Source organism: Candidatus Pelagibacter sp. PS_31 (assembly GCF_059417865.1).
Genome location: NZ_CM182069.1, coordinates 716,642 through 741,311 on the forward strand (window position 1 = coordinate 716,642; position 24,670 = coordinate 741,311).

A 24,670-nucleotide genomic window follows, 5' to 3' on the forward strand; every position below is an offset into this window, starting at 1 on the left:
AATTATGGCTACAGATATTATTATACACGACGAGAAAGACAACGTAGGAGTAGTTGTTATTGATAAAATTACTCCAAAACAAGATTGCGCATGTTGGATTATGGAGAATGATAAAACAGTTCAAATTCAATCAGTAGATGAAATTCAATTAGGACATAAAATTGCAATGGTTGACCTTAATGAAGGTGATACTATTTTGAAATATGGTCATGATATTGGAAAAGTAGTTAAATCAATCAAAAAAGGTGAGCATGTTCATGTTCACAATGTAAAAACGAAGAAGTGGTAAAAAATATGGAAATTCCAAAAAGTTTTTTAGGTTATAAAAGAGAAAATGGCAGAGTTGGTACTAGAAATCACGTAATCATCTTACCTGTAGATGATATCTCTAATGCTTGTGCTGAAGCTGTAGCAAATAATATTAAAGGCACAATAGCCCTTCCCCACTCTTATGGAAGACTTCAATTTGGTGCTGATTTAGATTTACACTTTAGAACAATGATTGGGACTGGGAAAAACCCTAACGTTGCTGCTGTAATTGTTATTGGAATTGAACCCAAATGGACAAAAAGAATTGTTGATGAAATTGCTAAAACTGGAAAACCAGTTGAAGGATTTCACATTGAAAGAACTGGTGATATTGGAACAATCATGAAAGCTTCTAAAAAAGCTCAAGAATTTGCAATGTGGGCTTCTGAAAAACAAAGAGAAGAGTGTCCTTTAAGTGATTTATGGATTTCAGTTAAATGTGGTGAATCTGATACAACATCAGGTCTTGCTGCTAACCCAACAGTTGGAAACTTAATGGATAAATTAGAGCCATTAGGAGTTCATTTATGTTTTGGTGAAACCTCAGAATTAACTGGGGCTGAAAAAGTTTGTGCTACACGTGGTGCCACTCCAGAAGCTTCGGAAAAATTCATGAAAACTTGGAGCGATTACAACGACTTTATTTTAAAAGAAGCAACAGATGATCTTTCTGAAAGTCAACCAACTGCAGGAAATATAGCAGGTGGATTAACTACAATTGAAGAAAAAGCATTTGGAAATTTCCAAAAAATTGGAAATTGTAAGTTTATTGATGTTTTAGAGCCAGCTGAAGAGCCTACTAAAGGAAAAGGATTATACTTTATGGATACTTCATCTGCTGCAGCAGAGTGTATTACACTTCAAGCAGCTGCTGGATTTAACATTCATTTATTCCCAACAGGTCAAGGTAATATCGTAGGTAATCCAATTGAACCTGTTGTTAAGTTAACTGCCAACCCATTAACTGTAAAAGGTATGGGTGAGCATATTGATTGTGATGTATCGAAAATTCTATCTCGTGAAATGAATTTATCACAAGCTGGTGACGAATTAATCAAATCAATGATTAGAGTTGCTAACGGTAGATTAACTTGTGCTGAAGCTTTAGGTCATAAAGAGTTTGTTATGACTAAACTTTACAGAAGTGCTTAAAAATTTATCTATAAAGTAATGTTATTTAAAAAATATCTGGTCATTTTGCCAGGTATTGTTTTAGCGTTTGTTCTCTACAGTTTATCTCAAGGATTTAATAATATTATTGGTATTGAATTATTAGGTTACGATAAAAGTCCAATATCGACAGCCATGATTGCTATTTTACTTGGAATGCTTTTTGGAAATATATTCAAAATGAGAGATAACTTTGTAAAGGGTTTGGACTTTACTCAATCATATATTCTCAAACTTGGAATAATTTGTTTAGGAATTCAATTAAAACCTTTTGAGTTTTTAGAATTTGGAGCAGTGGCTATACCTTTAATTATAATTTGTATTGTAACAGTACTAATAGTTATAAAACTCTTAATTAAAAAACTTAAAATCCCAACAAGAATGGCTTACTTAATATCTATTGGTAGCACAGTTTGTGGGACAACAGCAATTATGGCAACTGCTCCAGTAATTGGTGCAAAAAAAAATGAAGTATCATATGCAATTGCTAACATCACTTTGTTTGGGATTTTATCGATGCTTATATATCCTTATTTTGCTAATTATTACTTTGATGCTGAACCAATGTTTGTTGGTTTATTTTTAGGTACATCAATTCATGAAACATCGCAAGTTGCTGCAGCTGGACTTATTTATGATCAACAGTTTAACAGCCCAGAAACATTGAATATTGCAACAGTCACAAAATTAATAAGAAATACTTTTTTAGTAATAATGATTCCATTATTTGCATTTCTTTATAATAGAAACAATGTTGTTAAAAAAAATTACTCAATATTGGCTATTTTCCCTTATTTTGTAATAGGTTTTGTAGCTATGATAATTTTAAGAAATATTGGGGATCAATTTTTTTTAAACTCATATAATAATTTATGGCTAGAGACAGTTGATATTATCAAATCATCTTCAAAAGTATTTTTAACAATGGCAATGGCTGCTATTGGTTTATCTACAAATCTGAGAGATCTTAAAAGCATGGGTTACAAACCTTTTTTAGTCGGATTTGTAGGGATGGCGACAGTAGGTTTGGTAAGTATTTTGAGTATAGAATTATATATTAACTTTTTAAACTAAGACTTCTTCAGTAACATCTTTTTTTTGAAATTAGAGAAAATACGTCTAATAAGAGCAGCACCTACACCCAATAGAATTGCAAACATAATTGAAAATAATCCGTAAAAGAATGGCATGTCTTCTGAAAATTCTAAAATAAATAATGAGAAAAAATTCAAATCTGCATTTAAAACTTGTATTATTTCTTTTTCAGTTTGTTCTGCAAAAAAAGTTTCATAGGCAATAGCTATTCCAACTATCAATAATAAAATTGCCAGTAATGCTTTTAAACCAGAACTATCAATTTTTTCACCAAGTTTCTGTCCCGCTTGAACCCCTACAATTGATCCAATAACTAACATAAATACCAACATTAAATCTATAGAACCAAAATTAATTGAATGCAAAAAAGTAACTATGACACTGACAAAAATTGTAACAAACAAAGAAGTTCCTGGAACTAATTTTGTTGGCATTTTAATTATATAAATCATTGCGGGTACTAATATAAAAGCACCACCTATACCCATTATAGCGGCAATAAATCCTACAACTAAACCAATTATAATTGGAGTAAAAATACTTTCGTATAATTTTGATTTTGGAAACCTCATTCTTAATGGAAGACCATGTATCCAATAATGAACGTGTAATTTTTTTTTAACTACAAGATTTCTTTTTGCTCTGTCTATTTCTCTAAGACTTTCAACCAACATTAATGTACCAATAATTGCAAGTATATACATGTAGGCTAAAGAAATAACCGTATCAATTTTTCCAATACCTTTAAAATATGTAAAAGTGTAAATACCTAAAGCAGTTCCAATTGTTCCACCAATAACAATCATAAGACCCATTTTATAATCTAAAGTATTTTTTAAATAATGAGTTGTTGATCCTGATACTGATGTTGCAAGAATATTGTTAGCTTCATTTGCAACTGCGTACGCGGGAGGTACACCTAAAAAAATTAAGAATGGCGTCATTAAAAAACCTCCACCAACACCAAATAAACCTGAAAGCACCCCAACAATTGCACTCAATAAAAGTATTTCAATCGGGTTAACAAATACTTGAGCTATAGGTAAAAATACATCCATAAAAAATTAATAGTTGTTAAAAAACAAACTAATTAAATGTGATAAAAGTTCCAACTAAAATAACACCCCAATAAGCAGCTAAGCTAACAAAGATACCTGTTTTGATAATAGTTGCCTTAAAATCTGAAATTTTTTTTAATATTTTTATGTTGGAAATTGACATTACAACCGTCAATACACCCAGTTAATTATTTGTCAAATAAATATTTAATGTAAAGTGATTTTTTTTATTAGTAGATTGTTGCTCCAAAAACCTTAACATCATCACCCTCAACACCAAGCACCAATCTTCCTAGGAACTCACCTTCAATCTCTTTACTTCTTTGTTTAAATAGAACGGTGATATTTTGACCTCGTCTTAAACAACCAAATGCTTGGTAGTCTTCTTTTAGGCTTGTTAAAAGCTTATTATTAGCCCACTGTTTTCCAAGCTCTACTTCATTTGCTCCAAATAACATTTGAGTTCCAAAGTCCTTAGTAAAACCACCATAATCTTTCATATTGGAAGTTTTAACAAGATTATCCCAAATAGGATTAGCAATTGCTATAATCTCATCATCAGATTTCTCTAAAAGATTCATAATTTAAGTTTAACTGTTTTAAGAAGCTTTTTTCTTCTCGTTCTCGTCAACTATGTGGTAAACCGGCACTTTCTCAAGAGAGAATTTACCAGTTTTAGGATCACGTCTAGAAACTGTTAAACAATGCCAATTGTCATCATCAAGTTTCATATGATCACCTCTATAATAATAGCCAGGCCAACGTGTTTCTTCTCTAAACATTGTGTGTTCAGTTACACATTGAGAAGTTAAAGCTCTGTGTTTTAATTCCCAAGCTCTCATAAGTTGGTGCAAATCTTCAGCTCCTACTTTTTCTAAATCTTCCTCTAACCAAGCAAGTAATTCTAGGCCTCTTTTAAGCATATTACCATTTGTCATGTAGTTAGTTGCAATACCACCAACATATTCGTCCATAATTCTTTGTAAACGCTGAAGACCTTGAATAGGAGAAATATAACTTGGTGAAACTGTTCCACCTGTGATCTCATTTTGAGCTACTTGGTAAGTCTCTAAAGGTTTGAATACAGCAGTTTTAAAGTCCTCGCATTGTTTATCAGTAACTTTAATACCTTCTGCTTTTTTATCTTGAATATATTTAACAGCAGCTTTTGCAGCTAAACGACCTTCAGTAAACGATCCAGAAGAAAACTTATGGGCACTTCCACCTACAGTATCACCTGCACCAAAAAGACCATCAATTGTTAACATTCTGTTATAACCCCAGAAATATTCTGGTGGAGATAAATCTTCAGGTCCACTAACCCAAGCTCCAGAGCATGTTGCATGAGAACCCATAACATATGGCTCAGATGTAGTTAATTCTGGATTTGTGTATTTGGGATCTATGTTTTGAGATGCCCAAACAACCGCTTGACCAACAGTCATACCTAAAAAGTTTTCCCAACCAACTGTTTCTAAATGTGGATCTTGGAATGCTTCAGTAGTTACCATATGAATAGGTCCACCACCTGCAATAGTTTCTTGTATAAATGCGTGGTTTCTTAAACATGTTGGTGTTGGATGGTGATCAATATACTCACCAACTAATTCTTTAGTTTGATCATACCATTTCTTTTCATAATTCTCTCCATTTGCATTTTGAGTATATGTTTTAAGGTGCAAGAAATATGCTCCAACTGGACCATAACCATCTTTAAATCTACATAACACAATTCTGTTTTCCATTTGTGTCATTTTAGCTCCAACAGCGATAGGTAATGCATAAGCTGAACCATTACTCCATGGTGCGTACCAAGTTCTTCCCATTCCTTCTCCGACTGCTCTTGGTTTGAAAATGTGAGATGCTCCACCTGCTGCAACGATTACAGTTTTTGCTCTAAATACATGGAAATCACCAGTTCTCATATTAAAACCAACAGCTCCACCTACTCTATTTTCTTGAGCCTCATCCATTAAAAGATGAGTAATCATTATTCTGTTATAAATTTTATCAGCTGATTTTTTTGCAGCCTCTGCAACGATTGGCTTATAACTTTCACCATGAATCATGATCTGCCATTTACCTTCTCTAAGGTAACGACCTGTTTTTTCATTCTTCATCATTGGTAGACCCCACTCATCAAACATATGAACAGTTGAATCAACGTGACGAGCCATGTCATAACCTAAATCTTCTCTAACCATACCCATCAAATCATTACGTGCATATCTTACGTGATCTTCAGGTTGGTTTTCACCCCACTGCATACCCATATAACAGTTAATAGCGTATAAACCTTGAGCAACTGCTCCACTTCTATCGATGTTAGCTTTTTCAACACAAATAATTTTCATGTCTCTTCCCCAGTGCCTAGCTTCAAAAGTAGCACCAGTTCCAGCCATTCCACCACCAACAACTAGAACATCGCAATCTTCAAAATGTGTTTTATGCTTAGCCATTAGTAGTAAACCCCTTTTTTAAATGAATCTTTTGGCACTACCGGTAATTTACCATCAATATTTAAACCATTAGGCTCTGTGTAAAGCATTTGAGAATTGATCTCACCTTGATTAGGTTTTTCACCTTCTGCTAATTTAGGAATAAATTTTCCCCAGGGTTTTGTTGTAATTGGAGATACAAAATCTTTTGTAGTTCCATTTCTAAATTTAATTTTCCAAGAAATAGTTCCTTTTTCTTCTTCTCGTCTAACTCTTACACTGTGACCCATAGGAGCAAAGTCAGCATAACCACGAACATCAATTGCGTGATTAGGACAAGCTTTTACACAAGAATAACATTCCCAACAAAAATTTGGTTCAATATTTACTGCTCTTCTAATATTTTCATCGATGTGCATTATATCTGATGGACAAATATCCACACAGTGACCACATCCATCACATCTTGTCATGTATACAAAAGTTGACATATTATATTACCTCTCTCTTTTTAATAATGTTTTGGTTGTTCTCTTTTAATTCCTAGTCCAAATTGTTTTGGTGCATCTGCAAGTGGAGGAAGATTGTCTCTTGATCCATCTGCTTCTGCTAAGTTTTTTTGGATTGCTGCACCAGGTTTATAAATCATATGTGCAAATTTTGACCAATAAACTCCCCCAAATAAAACAATGTTTGAGGTAATAAATAAAATTAAAAATAAATATCCTAATCCAGCTGATCCTGATGATTGAAAGTATGACCAAGCTAGTCCAGTAGTAGCACATGCAAGAAGTGCTAAAACAAATAAATCAGCTTTAATAATTCTATACCAAGGATGAGCTTCTGCTAACACATCTACTCTTAAAAATAACCAAAACCAATATCCACCCACACAAGTCATAATTGCTCCGACATGCCAAATCATAGGCCAAATTGTTGGTGCAGCAGTTCCTGTTCCAGTGTAACCAAAAATTAATACAACAGATGCAACCCAAAATAAAATAGTTCCATACATTCCCATAACGTGTGCAACTCTTCTTTTACCAGCTCCAAGCTCTGCAGTAGTTGCGATATCATGAGCTACAGTTTTTAAAATAATTGACGTTTTTTCTCCAGCTCCTAATTCTCTTTCAGCTGCTAATTTTGCTTTTTTTGCATTATTAAAAAAGTAAGTTACATTTTTATGATGGATCATCTGAACTATTGTTCCAATAATAATTAAAGCAATCATAGCTAAAACAAAAAATTGTATGGCTGCAGGAGATATAGTTTCAGCTAAAACTGAAAAAGGGTTAATTGACATCATAATTAGTAATACCTTTATTTAGAATCTATGTTGATTGTGATTATTTAGTACAGATGAAATAATAGATCAACCGTTTTATATGGGTTATTTTACCATATGAGGTTTTACACCTTACGCTTGTAATGCTGTTTCTTTGGTATAACCGACCGAACTCCTCCTTGTGGGTTATCAACATCGCCTTCTCTACGAGGAATTAAATGAATATGACAATGCAAGATTGATTGTCCAGCAATAACTCCAGCATTTGTTCCAATATTAAATCCTTTAACTGAAGGATCTTTTATCAATATTTCCTCTTTAATTTGTTTGATTAAGTTATTGCACGCAATCACTTCATCGTCATTTAAATCAAAATAATCCATAACATGCCGTTTTGGAATAATTAAACAATGGAATTCGGACACGGGATATGTGTCATAACTAGCATAAGCCAAATCATTTTCAGCAGCTAGCCCACTTTGTTTGGAGTTACAGAATAAACAAGGATTATTTGGGTCAAACATAATTTTATCTATAGATAGAACATTTATTAACTTCATTTTTATAAAAATTAGATAGTTTTTTATAAAATTTAAAACTTTTTCTCTTCCACTTAATTTCATTAATATTTTTTATTGATGCAACACCTTTTCCAGAACCAATGAGAAGAATTTCACTAAATTCTGATAAAGTTTTTATCAATATATCTTTGTTAATAATCTTACCTAATTTTTTATTAAAAAATTTATAGGTAATGCCCTTATAAATATTATTTATTGGAGAGTATACTTTATCATCTTTTATAAACAGCATATTTGAAGTTCCACTTTCTAAAATCGTATTCTTGTAACAAAGACCAACATCTGAAGTGGTATTATCCATTTTAGATAAATGTTTTAATATAAAGTTATATTTAAGATTTTTGAATTTAGGGTCAAATCGTTTGTGACGGATAAGCTTTAAATTAAAATTTAATTTAGGAGTTTTTCTGTCTCTCAAAGAAATTGATATCATCTTTTTATTTACTGCAACTCTAAGAAGATGATTAAAAGATCTTTTTTTATCAATATTCAGTTTGATTAATTTAAGAATATTTTGTTCAAGATTTGAGTTATTTAATTTATAAATTTTTAAAGACTTAATTAAATTTTTAATATGTTTTTTAAAAAAAAGTATTTTAGCAGGTTTACCAAAAATCCACATCGTAGTGAATACACCATTATCACCCCAAAGATCTTTAAAATTAATCTCTTTGTAAGTTTTATGCTGATAAGATTTTTTTAATAAGTAAGTTACCATTTTCAGTTAAAAAAGATTCAGGGTGAAATTGAAAGCCATATATTTTCTCTTTATTATTTTCTATTGTCATTGCTGTATTTGAAATACCACACCTCATTGTAATTTCAAAATTTTTTGCAGCAAACGGCTCTTTTAATTTTAGAGAGTGATATCTACCTACAGTAAATTGACTATTTTTTTTAAACAATGAATTTTTGCTAGTTACTTTTATTTTAGATTGAAAACCATGGTAAATCTTTTTTTGTTCAACTATTTTTCCATTTTCACAATGAAGAATTTGTTGAAACCCAAGACAAATTCCAATAATTTTTTTTTTACCTTTAAATTTTTTATAAATCTCAGAACTAATTGGATAATCTTTTGGAGCACCTGGACCTGGTGAAAAAACAATAATATCTGCTTTTTTTAATTTATTTTGATTTATTTCATTAAAATTAGTGCAAACGACTTCATCAAAATTTTGAAATTGATGTACTATGTTTTGAGTAAAAGAGTCATGATGATCGATAATGTATATCATTTATAAAGATCCATTAATGACTTTGCTTTAATATAATTTTCATTAAATTCATGAGCTGCATTACTGTCAATTACAACACCAGAGGCCACAGAAATTTCTGATTTACCTTTAAAATTTAATATTGATCTAATAATGACATTAAACCTCATATCTCCATTGAACTTTAAGTAACCAAAACTACCTGTATAAATATTTCTACTTTGTTTTTCCTGTTTGTTTAACAAATTTAATGTACTAATTTTAGGACATCCTATTACAGATCCTCCCGGCATCATTGCTTTTATAATCTCTAATGAGGTAGTTTTATTCTTGAGTTGTCCACCAATTAAACTCACATAATGATAAAGATCTTTATATTCTTCAACTATCTTCTTTTTTAAAATTTTTACTGAACCTGGTTTACAAATTTTAGATAAGTCATTTCTTTCCATATCAACAATCATGTTGTGTTCTTTAGATTCTTTTAAGTTTTTTCTAAAAAAAGTAAGGGCTTTATTTTTATTTAATTTTTTAGTTTTCTTTAAAGTGCCTGCAATTGGTTTTGTTGTTATAAAATTATTTTTTTTTGTTATCAAATTTTCAGGTGAACAACTTATTATTGAATAATTTTTATCCTTAATCATAAAGGCTTCAGGCGCCATATTACTTTTTACAAGTCTACTAAAAAAATCTAAAGCATCTATTTCTGATTTATTACTATATTTAGTACAAATTTTAATCTGATATGTTTCTCCAGATTTTATTTTCTTTTTAAATTTATCAAATATTACCTTGTAGGATTTTTTATTAATATTTATTTTGAATAAATCATTAGACTTTAATGATCTTGTTTTTTTATGCTCAAGGTTGTTTGGAAGTTTTATTTTTGTTTCAGGTTTGTAAAATATTCCTTTAGGGAAATTTATTGTTTTTTGTTTTTTTATTTTTACGTCAATTAAATTATTTAATATTTCATAGCCAAAAAAACCAATAAACAGATCTGTTTCTTTATCAGGAAATCTCAATCTATTATTTTTGTTAATAAATTTTTTAATGTTATTATTGTTTAATATGATCTTTTTCGAAAAGTCTGTATAAAGATCAAACCCTTTATCTGATTTATAGATTATAAAGGGTTTCTTTGATTTATTTAAATCCAGTAAGTAGTTTTTCTTATTCAATTTCTATTCTGTTTTTAGTCTTAGAACTGCTTGTTCTTTAATTGGTAGATGTATTATTGCTGCAAAAACAGATAAAACAATTGCTAAATACCAAGCATAATCATAAGAGCCATATAAATCATGAAATAATCCTCCAAGGAAAGCTCCAAAGAATGAGCCTACTTGATGGCTTAAAAAAACTATTCCATATAATACACCTAAATATTTTGTTCCAAAAATATGAGCAACTATACCACTTGTTGCAGGCACTGTTGATAGCCACAGAAAACCAAAACTTGCACCAAAGATAAATGCATTAATGTTACTTGCTGGTAGAAATATGAATAATATAATTGAAACTCCTCTCAACGCATAAATAGAGCTTAAGATAATTTTTTTACTAATTTTCGTAGATAAATATCCACTTAATAAAGAACCAAATATATTAAAGAGACCAATTAATGATAAAATTGCAGCAGCAGTCCAACTTTCTAAACCTCTATCGATTACATATTTTGGGACATGGGTTCCAACTAAAGTTATGTGAAAACCACACACAAAAAAGCCAGATATAAGCAATATGTAGCTTTTGTTTTTAAAAGCTTCTTTTAAAGCGTCAAAAGTACTTTGGTCGTTAGGTTTTTCAATAGACTGAGCAGCAGATGGAGATCTCACAAAAAAAGCTATTATAAGTCCAATAATGAGGAATATTGTGAATACAAAAAGTGTATCGACCCATCCATTTTTAATTAAAGAATAACTCGTATAAAGAGGAGAGATAAAATACCCCAAAGAACCAACAGCAGTCACAATACTCATTGCTATTGTTCTGTTTGATAATGGAAAATGCTTTCCAACAATTGACATTGGAATACTAATTGCAGTTCCACCTAAACCAATTCCAACTAAAAGTCCTAAATCGATTTGAAAAAAAATTCCAGTATTTGGACCAGCGTATAAAAAGTAAATCCCTAAAATATAAAAAACAAAAGCTAAGCAAATTGCTTTATGTCCACCATATTTATCTGCAATGGCTCCAAATATAGGACCTGTTAAACCCCACATTAACATTTGAATACCAATTGCTAATCCAGATTGAGTTATTGAGATATCTAGGTCATTTTTAAAATCCATGAAAAACAGACCAAAAGTTTGTCTAACTCCAAGAGAGATTAAAACAACAACACAGGCTGCAATCAGCGTTATTAAAGCTGTTTTATTTTGAATAAATTTTTCTGAATTCATTTAACGTATTTAAGAGATTTTTTTAAATCATCTATGAGGTCTTTTGGATCCTCTAAACCAATATGTAATCTAACTAAATGTTCATCTTTTGCTAATTTTAGATATTCTCTATTACCTTGTTCACGTTTATCTTGATATAACGCAAGGCTTTCAAATCCACCCCAACTATATCCATAACCAAATAATTTTAAAGAATTAACAAACTTAATTACAGAGTTTTTGTTTTTTGATTTAATTTTTAGACCCATCAATCCTGAGGCACCAGAATAATATTTCTTCCACATTCTAAAATTAAAGGAATCTTTTTTATGAGGATATAAAAGTTTTATGTTTTTGTAATTAGATAAAAACTCAGCTACTTGTTTTGCACTTTTTTCATGTTTGTCTAATCTAACATCTAAAGTTCTAAGTCCTCTTGTTATTAAATACGCATCATCAGGACCAAGCCTTAAACCAGTAATCTTATTCGCTTTATCAACTTGTTTAAAAACTTTTTTATTAACAGCTAAACTTCCACCCATAACATCTGAATGACCTGAATAATATTTGGTAGCCGATACAATTGACATATCAAAACCAAGTTTAATTGGTTTTAGAAAATAAGGGGTTCCCCATGTATTATCAATTACTGAAAAAATTTTATTCTTTTTTGCAATTGATACTATTTTACCTAAATCTTGAAAATCAAACGTATTGCTTCCAGGGTTTTCAACAAAAATTAATTTTGTTTTTTTTGTAATTGCTTTTTCTAAAGTTTTCAAATCATGTGGGTCATAAAAAACAGATTTTATATTAAATTCTTTTAGAAAATCTTGAGTTAAAATTCTCGTAGGTGAATATGTTGGATCTGCCACAATAATTTCATCACCAGGACGAACAACGCTAAAAATAGATAAAAAAACTGATCCGAATCCAGTTGGTGTTAAAAATACATGGTAACATTCTTCCATTTCTTTAAGTATTTGTGACAAAACATGGGTTGTTGATGTTCCTTGTCTTCCATAATCAAAATGTCCGCCTGTTGGATCTTTTTTGCTCTTATCCTGCATTTTTCTAATATCTTGCATGGATTTGAAGATAATAGTTGAGGCTCTCACTACAGGAGGGTTAACTGACTGATTGTGGTAATCTTTTGCCGTATGTTTAAGGAAAGTCTTGAATGATTTAGTCATAAAAAATTTGATAAGTTAAGGGGACAATGCTATATCCCTCGAATTACGTCAATAAAATTAATAATAGGATAATATGGGTTACCCAAAAAAACATAGAGGCCGAAGAAAACAGGGTTCTAAAAAAAGAAGAGCTAAGAGAAAAAATAAGAAAAAATAGCTCTTTGTAATGGACGAGATTAAAAAAGTTAAATCCATAAGCATTTGGGTGTTCATTGTTCCATTCGTTGCAATAAATACCTGTCTAGTATTAATTACGCAGTTTCACGCGATATTCCCTAACCAAGAACACATAGTCCATAATTCGTTATGGCCTTATATAGATGGTGGTCTTTCTATTAGTCGAGCGGCTAGGCCTTACCCAAGCTGGTTGATATTTAAACCAGCAATGTTTTTGACATCATTTTTACTTATCAAATACTGGTATTTTAACCGAGACATAATATTAAACTTTAACAAAGACTTTAAACATCTTAAGAAAATAATTTTTTTTGGTGTGGGCTCAGCTGTGGCTCTGACTATTCATTCAATATTTCTTGGAATTGAATTTGATAATAATTTATATAAATTATTCAGAAGAATAATAATGCTAGTATTCATTATATTCGAAATTACAGCGCAAGCTTATCTAGTGGTCGCACTATATTCAGTTAAAGAAAAACTATCTAAGTTTATAAATATTAAAATTCTAAAATTAAAATTAATTTTAGTTTCAACATTAATTGTTGTTGCTGTAATTGCTATTCCAATAATTAGTTGGCCAGGAAATACATTTAAGTTTGTCAAACATGCACTGGAGTGGGATTATTTTTTAGGTGTTATAACTTTTTATTTATTAACTTATTTCATGTGGAAAAAGAAAAATTAGTTTGTAATCCATCCACCACCAAGAACTTTATAACCTTTATTATTTTTTGAATAAAAAACACATGCTTGACCTGGTGCAATGCCATGTTCTTCTTCCAATAAATTAACATTAGCTGAAGTATTATCTATATTTATCTTAGCCTTGATTAATCTTCCAGTAGATCTAACTTTCACAAATAATTCTTTTTCAAAATCTTTTCGGTCGTTCGTAATAATATTTAAATCTTTTAAATTTATTTTTGTTTTAACAAGATATTCTTTAGTTCCAACAATAATTTCATTTTTATCTGCAATGATTTTTACTACATACAATGGGTTTTTGTCAGAGACACGAATTCCTTTTCTTTGACCAATTGTATAGTTAATAATACCATCATGAACTCCTATTACTTCACCATTCATGTTTTTAATATTACCTTTACTAAAAGAATTTGGTCTAAATTTTTCTATAACTGAGGCGTAATCTCCATTTGGTACAAAACAAATATCTTGGCTATCAGGTTTGTCTGCAACATTAAGATCTAGATCTCTTGCTATATTTCTTGTTTCATCTTTAAGAAGGTTGCCAAGTGGAAATCTTAAAAAATTTAATTGATCTTTTGTTGTGTTAAATAAGAAATAACTTTGATCTCTATTTAAATCAATTCCTCTGTACATATCTGTGTTATTTTCATCTGTGATACTTTTTACATAATGACCAGTAACTAAAGCATCAGCTTTTAATCTCTTAGCTTCTTCAAACAAATCAGTAAATTTAACTGTTTTATTACATTGTACACAAGGTATTGGTGTTTCTCCATTTAAATAACTATCTATAAAATTATCAATTACACCCTCTTTAAATTTGTTTTGATAATATAAAATTTTATGTTCTATCTTTAATTTGTCAGCCACTCTTTTGGCATCCATGATGTCTTGTCCTGCACAACATTGTTTTGAAGATGCCGTTTCTTTACTATCGTTATAAAGTTTTAAAGTTATGCCTATGACATTATACCCTTCATTTTTCATCATTGCTGCTACTGTCGAAGAATCTACTCCTCCTGACATTGCAACAACAATTAAAGTATCTTTGGGTTCTTTTGCTATTCCAATTGAATTCAATTTTGTCATATTTAGTGATATTTATTAGTATATTCACTATAAGTAAATTAAATGATTTTAGATTATGAGCCAGGTGACAAGGTTACCAACAAAAATAACAAAGATTGGGGCATAGGTCAGGTACAATCAATAATAAATGGTAAAGTTACTGTAAATTTTGAAAATGCTGGAAAAAAAGTGATCAACTCAAAAGTAATTCAATTAGAAAAATTATATAAATGAACCTTGAAGAAAAAAAGAAAATTACCCTTTCACTTATAGATACTTTTAATAAAGCAAGTCAGGTAGCTTTAGATTTAAGAAAGGCTGGCTTAAAAAAAGAAATTAAGTCAGATAATACCCCAGTGAGTAATGGTGATATTGAGGTTAATAAAATATTAACAAATAAAATAAAAGAAATAACTCCTAACATTTCAATTGTTTCAGAAGAAAGTGCAAACCACAAAATGGATATTAATCTAAATAATTTTTGGTTAATCGATCCGATAGATGGCACTAGGGATTACATTAATAATCGTGATGAGTTTACTTTAAATGCAGCATTAATTTTAGACAAAAAACCTGCAATTGGAATTATAACAGCTCCAGCAAAGAAAAGAGTATTTTATTCTTATGGCCTATCTCATAGTTATGAACTAATTGACAATCAAGAAATTTCTTTAATGAATAAAAAAAAAGACTTTGAGGGGTATACGGCAGTAAGCTATTCAAGTGAACTTAAACCTGAAATTTTAGAAATTCATAAAAAATATAAGATACAATCTTTTCAAAAAATGAAGAGTTCATTAAAATTTTGTGTAATTGCTGCTGGTGAATTTGATATGTATGTAGCTGAACCAAGAGCTTGTGAGTGGGATATTGCAGCTGGTCATGCGATCCTTGATCACTCAGGGGGGGAAGTGACTGATTTTAATTATAATGAAATACTCTATGGAAAAACTGAATTTAAAAACCCAAGTTTAATTTTAAAAAGTAAAAACGTATTATAATGGATGAGCAATTAAGAATAATTTTAATAATTATAGTATCAGTTTCGATCTTTGGTTTATTAGTTTTTATATTTGTTAAAAATGTTATTAAAAATAGAATTCAGTCTCTTGTTGAAGAAGAAGAAAAAGAAAAAAAATTAAAGTAATCTAATTATTTTAATATAGTCAGCTTGATCAATATCCATGATCCTTTTAGAGGTTTCAAAATCAAAACCATTTCTTGCTAGTAAAGCAATATCCTTTTTGTAAAATAATACTCGATTATCCTCTACTCTCGCTGGTCCAATTCTCTTTTTTTTACATATTTTTATTCCAGAAAAAAAATCTTGGTCAGAGTTATCCTCTTTAATCTTATCTATTGTTTCTTTAATGTAACGATCATTAATTCCCTTTGTCATTAGATAGTTTCTGATTTTATTAACCGAACTACCTTTTTGAATTAAACTTCTAGACTTGCTTTCAGAATAGAATTTGTCATTAATAAACTTACTTTTTTCAAGATCTTGTAAAACAACATCAATTAAATCTGTAATATCTTGTTTTTTAATATTTTCTAAATTAGCTTTTAGATACTTCTTTAATAGATAGGTTCTAAGCTGTTGTTTTGACGGGGCATATCTTTCAATATATGCAAACGAGAAATTTCTCATCTCCTCTACTGTAACTTTTAATGTTTTTTTTCTATTTCTCATATGAATCTTAATAGCTTATTATATAATACACTAAAAAATGATCGATCAAATCTATACATACTTTACAATTGAAATGATTTTTCTTTGGTTAAATCTAGGTGTCTTGCCTTTTTGGTTGATATTAGTCTTCTTTCCACAGTCACAGATATGTAGAGTTTTTATTACGTCAATTTTTCCTTTTATTATTTTAAGTTTTGCCTACGGTTATTTAACTTATGTGCTGTTTAACGAGGGCTATGACTTTATTAAAAACTTTGAATTATATTTGGGCTTAGATTCAATTGGTTATTTATTCAATGATAAATCCTTCTTAATTTTATTTTGGACTCATTTTTTATCTATCAATTTATTTTGTGGTGGATGGATTGTTAAGGACTCACAAAAATTTGGTATCAATAAAATAATAATGTCTTTTCCATTATTAATAACATATTTTATTGGTCCTATTGGACTTACTCTTTATTGGATTATAAGAATTTTTTACGCAAAAAGAATTAATCTATATGACTAAAGAAATAGATTTCTATTTTGATTTCATAAGTCCTTATGCATATTTAGCTTACAAAAAGATCCAGTCGTTACCAAAAGATATTAGAATAAATTATAAACCAATTTTATTAGGTGGTCTTCATAATTTAGAAGGAATAACAGCTCCAGCATTTAACAAGCATAAGTTAAAACATATGATTAATGACTGCCTATTAATTGCAAAAAAATATAATTTTGATTTTAAGTGGAATTCTAAATTTCCTATAAACTCATTAAATATCATGCGTGGATATTTTAATATTAATTCATCAAAGAAAGATCAATATATTAAAATAATGTTTGATGCTTATTGGAAGGATGATTTAGATATCTCTAATGAAGAAATTTTAATACAAATACTTGAACAGTGTAAAATTGATAAAGATATTTTTTTTAAAACAATTAAAGATCCTATTTTTAAAGAAAAATTAAAAGATGCCACTAAAAATGCTCATGAAAAAGAAGTTTTTGGAGCACCCACTTTTATTGTTAATAATAAAATATTTTGGGGACAAGATCGTCTAGAATTTGCTTTAGACGAATATAATAAATAGTTTAAACTATTTTAAAATCACTTTGGCTTATTGCTGCAAAGCCCCCATCAATGTGGGATACATTTTCAAAACCCATTTCTTTTAAAGATTTGGCTGCAAGAGCAGATCTTAGGCCACCAGCACAAAACAAAACCATTTCTTTATTCATGTCAATTTTTCCACTTTTAAAATAAGGACCTTCTGGATCTAACCAAAACTCTAACATTCCACGAGGTATATGATTTGAATTTTCAATTCTACCTGTTTTATCCAGTTCACCCTTTTCTCTAATATCAATTAAAGTGCATTTATCCTCATTCGATAACTTTAATGCTTCGTCGGCAGTAATAGTTTTAACCTTACTTAAAGCTTCAGAGACTAGAGTTTGTGATGATTTAATAGTCATAATATTATAAAGAAATAATTATAAACAATTACATGAAAAAAAACATCCTTAAAAAATTATTTATTAAACTTTCAAAAATTCTTGGTTACGAGATAATTGATCAAAGTGACTTTAGCTCACCCACACTCGAGAAACAATTAAATGAAAATCTTTCAATTATTAATGAAAACTCAATTATTTTACCGCTTGGTGAGGTAAAAATTACTAAAAAAGTTAGCTCTGTATTAATTATATTTAGAACTAATACTGATGTGGAAATATGGGATCAGAATAAAAGAAGATTATTTGAACAACCAAAAATTGAATATGCTTTAAAAGCTTTAAATTCATTAATAAAGTCAGTTAACTTTTCTATAAAAAAATACCCAAACATTAAATTTAAGACAATAATTGTTGATGATAACTCTAAAGAAGAAAATCTAAATAAATTAAAGAAGCTTATAGATCAAAGTAGTTTAGATATAAGTATTACTCCTTTAAACCATGAAAAATACAAAGATACAATCAAACAACAAAAAAATGATCAAACTTTTTCTAATTTAGCGAGCCTACTTCAGTCTTTTGAGTTAGCAAAAGAATATAGTGAGGATTTAGTTTTCTTTGTTGAAGATGATTACTTACATTTTGAACCTATGATGGAAGAAATGATTGCATCTTATGAAAGAATTGCTTCACAATTAAATAGGGATATTTTTATGTGTCCTGCGGATTATCCATACCTTTACATGAATAATGAAAAAACTAATATTTTAATTGGTAATAAACGTCACTGGCGAACAGTTAATCAAACTTTATGTACATTCATGACAACAAAAAGTTTGCTCAATAAATATTGGGAAAATTTTTATAACACTTGTTTAGATAGACATGAGCCCTTTGAAAAATATTTAAATAATATTTATAAAAAAGAATTTTGTATTTCACCTATAAAAAGTTTATCTTTACATTTAACTAATGTTAATTCTAGTTATGGATTATCACCATTTATTGATTATAAAAAATTATGGGATGAAAACGATATAACTAATGCTTAAAATTAATTCTAAAGCACCTTTATTTAAATTAAACTCAACAGATGGTGAAATTTATTCTTTAAAAGATTCACTTGGCAAATATGTAGTTCTTTATTTTTACCCTAAAGATGACACTCCAGGATGCACAATTGAGACTAATGATTTTAATAAATTATTACCTAAATTTAAAAAACTGAATTGTGAAATATTTGGGATTTCTAAGGATGATCTAAAAAGCCACCATAAATTTAAAGAAAAATTTAAAATCAAATTTGATCTTTTATCTGATGTGGAGCTTAATATTTTAAAAAAATACAAAGTTTGGGCTAAAAAGAAATTTATGGGTAGAGAGTTTATGGGAATAGTGAGAACAACTTTCTTAATTGATCCAAATGGTAAAATAGTTAAAATTTGGGACAATGTAAAAGTTAAGGATCACGCTAAAGAAGTGTTTGATACCCTAAAAAACTCTATAAATTAAAAAGGCCCCAATTAAGGGGCCTATTTTCTAACTATAAGAGAGATAGTTTTTTATTAGTCTCTGATTGCGTAAGCAATTACTCCTGTTTCAGTAACATCTGTACCTTTGGCTTGAGCTTCTTTACTCAATCTAATTCCAAAGAGACTATTCATAATCGACCAGATTATGTAAGCCACTACAAAAACAAAAATATTAATTGATAAAACACCAATTAACTGTGCTCCGAATGTTGCGTCTGCGTTTGTCATTGGCACTATTAAAGTTCCAAAAATACCCGCAAACATGTGAGCTGGAATTGCACCTACTACATCATCAAGTTTAAATGAAAATAGTAGTTTAGTTCCAAATACAACTATCACACCACCTACAGCACCAATTAATATTGCTGCTAATGGAGATGGTGCTAATGGTTCAGCTGTTATTGCAACTAACCCACCAATTGCACCATTTAACATTTGTATTACATCAGTTTTACCAAACAATAATCTTGTAACTACGGCTGCAGCTAACACACCTCCACAAGCTGCTAAATTAGTATTAATAAAGATTGTTGAAATAGCCACTGCATCAGCAAATGAACCTAATGCTAGTTGAGAACCACCATTAAATCCAAACCAACCTAACCATAATACAAACACACCAATAGTTACTAGTGGTATTGATGATGCTGCAAATGGTTGAATTGCTTTTGGATTACCTTTGCTATCAAATCTTCCAAATCTTGGACCAAGTATTATAATACCAGCAAGTGCAGCAGCACCCCCAGTTGAGTGAACTAGGGTTGATCCAGCAAAATCAGAAAATCCGATAGTTGCTAACCAGCCTCCACCCCATTGCCATCCCATTACTATAGGATAAATAACACCAGATAAAATTGCTGCAAATAAAAAGAATGGCCATAACTTAATTCTTTCAGCCATTGCTCCTGAACAAATTGAAACTGTTGTTGCACAAAATACCATTTGGAAAAACCAGTCTGATCCAGCAGAGTAACCTGCCTCAAGTGAACTAGAGTCTGACCAAGGTGTAAAAGTGCCTATATATCCACCTTCTGGTATACCGTATGCTAAATTGTAACCAACTAACCAAAACATAATTCCTGAAATTGCATACAAACCAATATTTTTTGCACAAATTACAGAAACACTTTTAGAAGTAACCATTCCCGACTCAAGCATTGCAAAACCTGCCGCCATGAACATTACTAAAAAACCACAAATTAAAAATAGGAGTGTATTAAATACAAACCCTACTTCAGCAGAAATAGTTGTTTCTGCTATTCCAGCACTACTCATGTTTATTAAAAAAAATAAACTAATAAGTGGTACTGATATTTTTTTTATTATTTTTATCATTAAAACCTCCATGTTTAAGTTTTCACTTATATTTTGGATGAACTTAAAAACTAATGTTGATTAGGAAATTTAGCTATGCAGTGATTGCATATGGTAACAGCCTTATTACATTTCTGTAAAAGGCTGTTAATGAATTTACTATTTAATTACTTATTAAATATTTCTTTAAGTGCTTTAGCTGGTAAGAACTTAACTTTTTGAGAAGCTCCGATTTGGATTTGCTCTCCAGTTCTAGGATTTCTTCCAACTCTAGCTTTTCTTTTTGCTACTTTGTAAGTTCCAAATCCAGCAATTTTCACTGTATCGTCACCTTTTAAAGCATCTAGAATAGTGTTTGTAATAGTATCAAAAGTACGCTCAGCATCAGCTTTACTTAGGTTTAAAGAACCTGAAAGTTGTGCTATTAATTGTTTTTTGTTCATTTATTTAGCTCCGGTTTTATTGGTTATTTCCACATAATTGACATTAAACCTCATAAATCAAGCTTTTTGTTAGTGTCTCTTAAAAATAAAACCCCAATATATAGTGATTTATTAAATAAACGTTGATTTCAAAGGATTATTTAAGAAATATAATTATTAAAAAACTTAAATAAACCAACGTCTTTTAGGTCATTAAACGTTGTAAAAAACATCAATGATAGCAATAAAAACATTCCGATTCGAAAAAAACCTTCTTGAGTTTTTTGTGATAATGGACGCCCTAATACCTTTTCAATTCCGTAAAACATTAAGTGCCCACCATCTAACATTGGAATTGGGAACAAGTTTATTAAACCTAAACTAATAGAAATATACGCCATAAGGCTTATAAAAGGTAAAATTCCAAATTCTGCAACTTGTCCGCTAATTTTTGCTATTCGAATTGGACCACCTAACTGTGAAGTGTCACCATTTCCAGTGAGCATGCTTCCAATATATTTAAGAGAAGAAGTGCTTACATAATAAACTTCATTAACTGCATAAAACAGCGCTTTGGTAGGACCGAGTTTAACGTGATTTACCTCATTGTTATAAGCACCAAGTTTAATACCAACCATACGTTTGCTGATTTTGTTTCCAAGATTATCTTCGCCTTCAACAATATTCGGTTTTACTCTAAAGGTTAAATCTTGATCAAATCTATTTACTGTAAAATTGATAAATTCATCAGTAGACATCATAATATATTTTGAAACATCCATAATGCTTGTAACCTCGTTGCCATCAATAGAGACCACAATATCATTGTCTTTAAGACCAGCTACCATTGCAGGACTATCCTTTTGAACTTCGTTAATTACAGCTGGTGTAAAATCTTTTCCAAAAAAGGTATAAACTGAAAAAAATATCAGAATTGCTAATAAAAAGTTAGCTAAAGGACCACCAAATACAATTAAAGCTCGTTGATATAAAGGCTTTAGTACAAACAGTTTATCCTGATCTTCTTTACTATATTCTTTTATAATTTTGTCATTATCAGCTTGGCTATAAACATTTCTATCACCAAAAAACTTAACATATCCCCCAAGAGGTATGACACAAACCTTCCAACGAGTTCCTGATTTATCATTCCAACCAAACATTTCTTTGCCAAAACCAATTGAAAAATCAGTAACTCCTACACCGTATCGTTTAGCAAAATAATAATGTCCATATTCATGGATAAATACCACCACAACAATTAAAGCAATGAAAGGCAATATATAAGATAGCATAATAATCATATTCTAACTGACTTTAAGGTCATTCTCAATAGTCAATTCATTTCATAAAATAAACAAACTAATGACAAATAAAAAAAATTTTTGTATTTTAATTTTATCAATTAATTTTTATGCAAAAAAAATATAAAGCAATGGTTCTTTCTTGTATGGATCCAAGGTTCCAATCCCTAGTCTATAAATTTACAAAAAAAAAGAACTTAACTGGAAAATATAGCTCATTTACTATTGCAGGTGGAGCCATCGGTGTTACTCATTATAAATTTAAAAAATGGCATCAAACTTTTATTGATAATTTATCAGCTTCAATTGAGCTTCACAAAATAAGCAAACTCATTGTTATAAATCATGAAGACTGTGGGGCGATTAAAATTGCCGAAGGTAAAAAAGATTTAGATGAGGATGAAATTCACAAAACTTCTTATCAAAAACTAAAAAAACTATTAAATAAAAAATTTCCTAAGCTTCGATTAGAATTTCATATCATGAAATTAAATCAAACGATTATAAAACTTTAGTAGTTATTAATCTTAAAATGAAAGCGAGTTAACTTTTAATATTGTAGCCTTTTTTAAGCAAGATAGACACAAGGGTAATACAAACCATTAAAAAGAAAACCATCGAACTAATACTAATCCAAATATCAAAATCAGAGACGCCGTAGAAAGAAAATCTTAAGCCATCAATTAGATAAACTACTGGATTAAAATATGAAATTGTTTGCCAAAATGGTGGCAGCATATCAAGAGAGTACAAGCTTCCTCCTAAAAATACCATTGGAGTAATGACTAATGATGGAATAATCGACATCTGCTCAAAGTTTTTACTAACTACGCCAATTAAAAATCCAAATAAAGCAAAAGTAAAAGAAACTAATACTAATAAAAATATCATTAACATTGGATGCATAACACTCACATCAGCAAAAAAAGAGGCGGTTGCATAAATTACAGCACCAACGACTAAAGTTTTAGTGGCTCCTGCCCCCACAAAAGCTAGAACGGTTTCAAGTGTTGAAATGGGTGCTGCTAAAATTTCATTAATAGTTCCATTAAATTTTGGAAAAAAGATTCCAAACGAAGTGTTACTTATTGATTGAGTAAGGAGTGTTAACATTAATAAACCTGGTACAATGTAAGACCCATAACTAACCCCATCAATTTTTTGAATATAATTTCCAATAACTGAACCAAAAACAACAAAGTATAATGATGTAGATATTACAGGTGAGAGAAGAGATTGACCTATAGTTCTTATAAATCTATTCATCTCATGAACATAAATAGCTTTAAAGCCGTAATAGTTAAATTTCATTATTCTCCTTTACTAAATCAACAAATATTTTCTCTAATGTACTTTGTTCTGTTTTTAAATCTTTTAACTTTAAGCCAGTATCTTTTATATCTTGCAATAAATCAGTAATACCCGTTTTTTCAGCCTGAACATTATAAGTATAAATTAATGACATCTGCTCTTCACTTATTTCAAGATTATACTTAGATAAATCTTCTGGAATTTCTGTAATTTTTTTCTGCAATTCAATGGTTAGTTTTTTGTGTCCCATTTTCTTAATTAATTCTTTTTTATCCTCAACTACAATAATTTCACCTTGATTAATTACAGCTACACGGTCCGCTATGGCCTCAGCTTCCTCAATGTAATGAGTAGTTAAAATAATTGTGACCCCTTTTTTTCTAAGGTCATCAACAACCATCCACATATCTCTTCTAAGCTCAACATCAACTCCGGCTGTTGGTTCATCAAGAAATAATATTTTAGGTTCATGAGATAAAGCTTTTGCAATTAAAACTCTTCTTTTCATTCCGCCTGATAATTGTCTTAATCTTTGATCTTTTTTATCCCACAAACTTAAATCTTTTAAAATTTTTTCAATGTGTTCTGGTTTAGTTGCTTTTCCATACAGTCCTCTTGAATAAGATACGGTATCAAAAACAGTTTCAAAAGATTCTAAATTTAATTCTTGAGGAACAAGCCCTATTCTTGATCTTGTCTCTCTATAATCTTTTATAATATCATAATTATCAATTGTGACAGTTCCTGAAGTAGGTGTAACAATTCCACAAATAATACTGATTAAACTAGTTTTGCCCGCACCATTTGGTCCAAGCATTGCAAGAATTTCACCTTGTTTTACTTTAAGGCTAACATTATTAAGGGCTTTAAAGCCATTATCATAAACTTTTGATAAGTTGTTAATGGATATTTGAATCTCAGACATTTGTTAAGGTGTATATAGTTACTTATACACCTTT

32 protein-coding genes are annotated in these 24,670 nt (G+C 29.9%); 12 read left to right on the forward strand and 20 right to left on the reverse strand.

All coding sequences use genetic code 11. The features are described from left to right. The first annotated feature begins 4 nt into the window (after window positions 1-4). The 3 genes from AC5SLN_RS03810 to AC5SLN_RS03820 are packed head-to-tail and all read left to right on the forward strand — an operon-like array spanning window position 5 to window position 2,553. Window positions 5-289, forward strand: coding sequence for a UxaA family hydrolase (locus tag AC5SLN_RS03810; protein ID WP_006997074.1), 285 nt, complete (start codon window positions 5-7; stop codon window positions 287-289). 5 nt (window positions 290-294) lie between these two features. Then, entirely contained in the window at window positions 295-1,461 is a 1,167-nt protein-coding gene (locus AC5SLN_RS03815) for a UxaA family hydrolase (protein ID WP_006997075.1), read from the forward strand. 18 nt (window positions 1,462-1,479) lie between these two features. Continuing rightward, window positions 1,480-2,553, forward strand: a complete 1,074-nt coding sequence (locus AC5SLN_RS03820) for a YeiH family protein (protein ID WP_494592811.1) — start codon at window positions 1,480-1,482, stop codon at window positions 2,551-2,553. On the opposite strand, the gene AC5SLN_RS03825 is transcribed toward AC5SLN_RS03820, so the two are convergent. From AC5SLN_RS03825 to AC5SLN_RS03880, 12 genes are all read right to left on the reverse strand, one after another. Continuing rightward, a complete protein-coding gene (locus AC5SLN_RS03825) occupies window positions 2,550-3,632 on the reverse strand; it encodes a sulfite exporter TauE/SafE family protein (RefSeq protein WP_271481284.1) in 1,083 nt (360 codons plus the stop codon). The two genes, AC5SLN_RS03820 and AC5SLN_RS03825, sit on opposite strands and share 4 nt — an antisense overlap. A 28-nt stretch (window positions 3,633-3,660) precedes the next feature. Continuing rightward, complete coding sequence (locus tag AC5SLN_RS03830; protein ID WP_271499496.1) at window positions 3,661-3,795, reverse strand: hypothetical protein; 135 nt, start codon at window positions 3,793-3,795, stop codon at window positions 3,661-3,663. 67 nt (window positions 3,796-3,862) lie between these two features. Then, window positions 3,863-4,213 carry a hypothetical protein gene (locus AC5SLN_RS03835; RefSeq protein ID WP_494592814.1) on the reverse strand — a complete coding sequence of 117 codons (351 nt, stop codon included), beginning with the start codon at window positions 4,211-4,213 and terminating at the stop codon, window positions 3,863-3,865. A gap of 18 nt (window positions 4,214-4,231) precedes the next feature. Further along, window positions 4,232-6,091 carry an adenylyl-sulfate reductase subunit alpha gene (aprA, locus tag AC5SLN_RS03840; protein ID WP_006997080.1) on the reverse strand — a complete coding sequence of 620 codons (1,860 nt, stop codon included), beginning with the start codon at window positions 6,089-6,091 and terminating at the stop codon, window positions 4,232-4,234. After that, window positions 6,091-6,561 (reverse strand): adenylyl-sulfate reductase subunit beta, encoded by a 471-nt coding sequence (gene aprB, locus AC5SLN_RS03845; RefSeq protein ID WP_011281984.1) that lies wholly within the window; start codon window positions 6,559-6,561, stop codon window positions 6,091-6,093. The genes aprA and aprB overlap by 1 nt, the downstream gene beginning before the upstream one ends. Before the next feature lie 20 nt (window positions 6,562-6,581). Continuing rightward, the gene (locus tag AC5SLN_RS03850) at window positions 6,582-7,376 is read right to left on the reverse strand and encodes an adenylyl-sulfate reductase (protein WP_494592816.1); all 795 of its coding nucleotides are present in this window, start codon (window positions 7,374-7,376) and stop codon (window positions 6,582-6,584) included. Between the two features lie 104 nt (window positions 7,377-7,480). Then, the gene (locus AC5SLN_RS03855; RefSeq protein WP_494592818.1) at window positions 7,481-7,915 is read right to left on the reverse strand and encodes an HIT family protein; all 435 of its coding nucleotides are present in this window, start codon (window positions 7,913-7,915) and stop codon (window positions 7,481-7,483) included. Beyond that, window positions 7,884-8,654, reverse strand: coding sequence for an aminotransferase class IV (locus AC5SLN_RS03860; protein WP_494592820.1), 771 nt, complete (start codon window positions 8,652-8,654; stop codon window positions 7,884-7,886). The genes AC5SLN_RS03855 and AC5SLN_RS03860 overlap by 32 nt, the downstream gene beginning before the upstream one ends. Beyond that, window positions 8,617-9,174 (reverse strand): aminodeoxychorismate/anthranilate synthase component II, encoded by a 558-nt coding sequence (locus AC5SLN_RS03865; protein ID WP_494592822.1) that lies wholly within the window; start codon window positions 9,172-9,174, stop codon window positions 8,617-8,619. The genes AC5SLN_RS03860 and AC5SLN_RS03865 overlap by 38 nt, the downstream gene beginning before the upstream one ends. Then, a complete protein-coding gene (locus AC5SLN_RS03870; protein WP_494592824.1) occupies window positions 9,171-10,334 on the reverse strand; it encodes a chorismate-binding protein in 1,164 nt (387 codons plus the stop codon). Before AC5SLN_RS03870 ends, AC5SLN_RS03865 begins: the two co-directional genes overlap by 4 nt. Window positions 10,335-10,337: 3 nt before the next feature. Continuing rightward, on the reverse strand, window positions 10,338-11,558 hold the full coding sequence (locus AC5SLN_RS03875) for an MFS transporter (protein ID WP_494592826.1): 1,221 nt from the start codon (window positions 11,556-11,558) through the stop codon (window positions 10,338-10,340). Then, window positions 11,555-12,730 (reverse strand): trans-sulfuration enzyme family protein, encoded by a 1,176-nt coding sequence (locus AC5SLN_RS03880; RefSeq protein ID WP_494577555.1) that lies wholly within the window; start codon window positions 12,728-12,730, stop codon window positions 11,555-11,557. Before AC5SLN_RS03880 ends, AC5SLN_RS03875 begins: the two co-directional genes overlap by 4 nt. Window positions 12,731-12,896: 166 nt before the next feature. Here AC5SLN_RS03880 and AC5SLN_RS03885 point away from each other — a divergent pair, with 166 nt between their 5' ends. Beyond that, entirely contained in the window at window positions 12,897-13,595 is a 699-nt protein-coding gene (locus tag AC5SLN_RS03885; protein ID WP_494592827.1) for a hypothetical protein, read from the forward strand. Here AC5SLN_RS03885 and mnmA read toward each other — a convergent pair. Then, a complete protein-coding gene (mnmA, locus tag AC5SLN_RS03890; RefSeq protein WP_494577558.1) occupies window positions 13,592-14,707 on the reverse strand; it encodes a tRNA 2-thiouridine(34) synthase MnmA in 1,116 nt (371 codons plus the stop codon). The genes AC5SLN_RS03885 and mnmA overlap by 4 nt on opposite strands. A 42-nt stretch (window positions 14,708-14,749) precedes the next feature. On the opposite strand from mnmA, the gene AC5SLN_RS03895 reads away from it, so the two are divergent. Genes AC5SLN_RS03895 through AC5SLN_RS03905 form a run of 3 tightly spaced genes read left to right on the forward strand, consistent with a single transcriptional unit; the run spans window position 14,750 to window position 15,833 of the window. Then, on the forward strand, window positions 14,750-14,920 hold the full coding sequence (locus AC5SLN_RS03895; RefSeq protein ID WP_271499474.1) for a DUF3553 domain-containing protein: 171 nt from the start codon (window positions 14,750-14,752) through the stop codon (window positions 14,918-14,920). Beyond that, window positions 14,917-15,687 (forward strand): 3'(2'),5'-bisphosphate nucleotidase CysQ family protein, encoded by a 771-nt coding sequence (locus AC5SLN_RS03900; protein WP_494592828.1) that lies wholly within the window; start codon window positions 14,917-14,919, stop codon window positions 15,685-15,687. The genes AC5SLN_RS03895 and AC5SLN_RS03900 overlap by 4 nt, the downstream gene beginning before the upstream one ends. Next, window positions 15,687-15,833, forward strand: coding sequence for a hypothetical protein (locus tag AC5SLN_RS03905; RefSeq protein WP_494577562.1), 147 nt, complete (start codon window positions 15,687-15,689; stop codon window positions 15,831-15,833). The genes AC5SLN_RS03900 and AC5SLN_RS03905 overlap by 1 nt, the downstream gene beginning before the upstream one ends. On the opposite strand, the gene AC5SLN_RS03910 is transcribed toward AC5SLN_RS03905, so the two are convergent. Next, a complete protein-coding gene (locus tag AC5SLN_RS03910; RefSeq protein WP_494592829.1) occupies window positions 15,825-16,379 on the reverse strand; it encodes a regulatory protein RecX in 555 nt (184 codons plus the stop codon). The two genes, AC5SLN_RS03905 and AC5SLN_RS03910, sit on opposite strands and share 9 nt — an antisense overlap. A gap of 37 nt (window positions 16,380-16,416) precedes the next feature. On the opposite strand from AC5SLN_RS03910, the gene AC5SLN_RS03915 reads away from it, so the two are divergent. Beyond that, on the forward strand, window positions 16,417-16,890 hold the full coding sequence (locus AC5SLN_RS03915; protein WP_271499464.1) for an ABA4-like family protein: 474 nt from the start codon (window positions 16,417-16,419) through the stop codon (window positions 16,888-16,890). Further along, window positions 16,883-17,461, forward strand: coding sequence for a 2-hydroxychromene-2-carboxylate isomerase (locus tag AC5SLN_RS03920; protein WP_494577566.1), 579 nt, complete (start codon window positions 16,883-16,885; stop codon window positions 17,459-17,461). Before AC5SLN_RS03915 ends, AC5SLN_RS03920 begins: the two co-directional genes overlap by 8 nt. A 1-nt stretch (window position 17,462) precedes the next feature. On the opposite strand, the gene AC5SLN_RS03925 is transcribed toward AC5SLN_RS03920, so the two are convergent. Beyond that, window positions 17,463-17,846: a rhodanese-like domain-containing protein gene (locus AC5SLN_RS03925; RefSeq protein WP_271499457.1), complete on the reverse strand. Its 384-nt coding sequence runs from the start codon at window positions 17,844-17,846 to the stop codon at window positions 17,463-17,465. 32 nt (window positions 17,847-17,878) lie between these two features. Between AC5SLN_RS03925 and AC5SLN_RS03930 the strand changes: the two genes are divergently transcribed. Both AC5SLN_RS03930 and bcp read left to right on the forward strand, forming a co-directional pair. Then, the gene (locus AC5SLN_RS03930) at window positions 17,879-18,880 is read left to right on the forward strand and encodes a glycosyltransferase family 2 protein (RefSeq protein ID WP_494577568.1); all 1,002 of its coding nucleotides are present in this window, start codon (window positions 17,879-17,881) and stop codon (window positions 18,878-18,880) included. After that, entirely contained in the window at window positions 18,873-19,340 is a 468-nt protein-coding gene (bcp, locus tag AC5SLN_RS03935) for a thioredoxin-dependent thiol peroxidase (RefSeq protein WP_494592831.1), read from the forward strand. Before AC5SLN_RS03930 ends, bcp begins: the two co-directional genes overlap by 8 nt. A 53-nt stretch (window positions 19,341-19,393) precedes the next feature. Here the strand turns inward: bcp and AC5SLN_RS03940 are convergent, their stop codons facing one another. The 3 genes from AC5SLN_RS03940 to rseP form a co-directional block, all read right to left on the reverse strand. Continuing rightward, window positions 19,394-20,695: an ammonium transporter family protein gene (locus AC5SLN_RS03940; RefSeq protein WP_494577571.1), complete on the reverse strand. Its 1,302-nt coding sequence runs from the start codon at window positions 20,693-20,695 to the stop codon at window positions 19,394-19,396. A 146-nt stretch (window positions 20,696-20,841) separates the two neighbouring features. Further along, window positions 20,842-21,117 carry an HU family DNA-binding protein gene (locus AC5SLN_RS03945; protein WP_006997102.1) on the reverse strand — a complete coding sequence of 92 codons (276 nt, stop codon included), beginning with the start codon at window positions 21,115-21,117 and terminating at the stop codon, window positions 20,842-20,844. A 140-nt stretch (window positions 21,118-21,257) separates the two neighbouring features. After that, a complete protein-coding gene (rseP, locus tag AC5SLN_RS03950; RefSeq protein WP_011281967.1) occupies window positions 21,258-22,391 on the reverse strand; it encodes an RIP metalloprotease RseP in 1,134 nt (377 codons plus the stop codon). A gap of 119 nt (window positions 22,392-22,510) precedes the next feature. Here rseP and AC5SLN_RS03955 point away from each other — a divergent pair, with 119 nt between their 5' ends. Further along, window positions 22,511-22,915 carry a carbonic anhydrase gene (locus AC5SLN_RS03955; RefSeq protein WP_494592833.1) on the forward strand — a complete coding sequence of 135 codons (405 nt, stop codon included), beginning with the start codon at window positions 22,511-22,513 and terminating at the stop codon, window positions 22,913-22,915. 28 nt (window positions 22,916-22,943) lie between these two features. Here AC5SLN_RS03955 and AC5SLN_RS03960 read toward each other — a convergent pair whose 3' ends face one another. Both AC5SLN_RS03960 and AC5SLN_RS03965 read right to left on the reverse strand, forming a co-directional pair. Next, entirely contained in the window at window positions 22,944-23,711 is a 768-nt protein-coding gene (locus tag AC5SLN_RS03960) for an ABC transporter permease (protein WP_020169293.1), read from the reverse strand. Further along, window positions 23,701-24,636, reverse strand: coding sequence for an ABC transporter ATP-binding protein (locus tag AC5SLN_RS03965; RefSeq protein WP_494592834.1), 936 nt, complete (start codon window positions 24,634-24,636; stop codon window positions 23,701-23,703). Before AC5SLN_RS03965 ends, AC5SLN_RS03960 begins: the two co-directional genes overlap by 11 nt. Window positions 24,637-24,670: the final 34 nt, after the last annotated feature.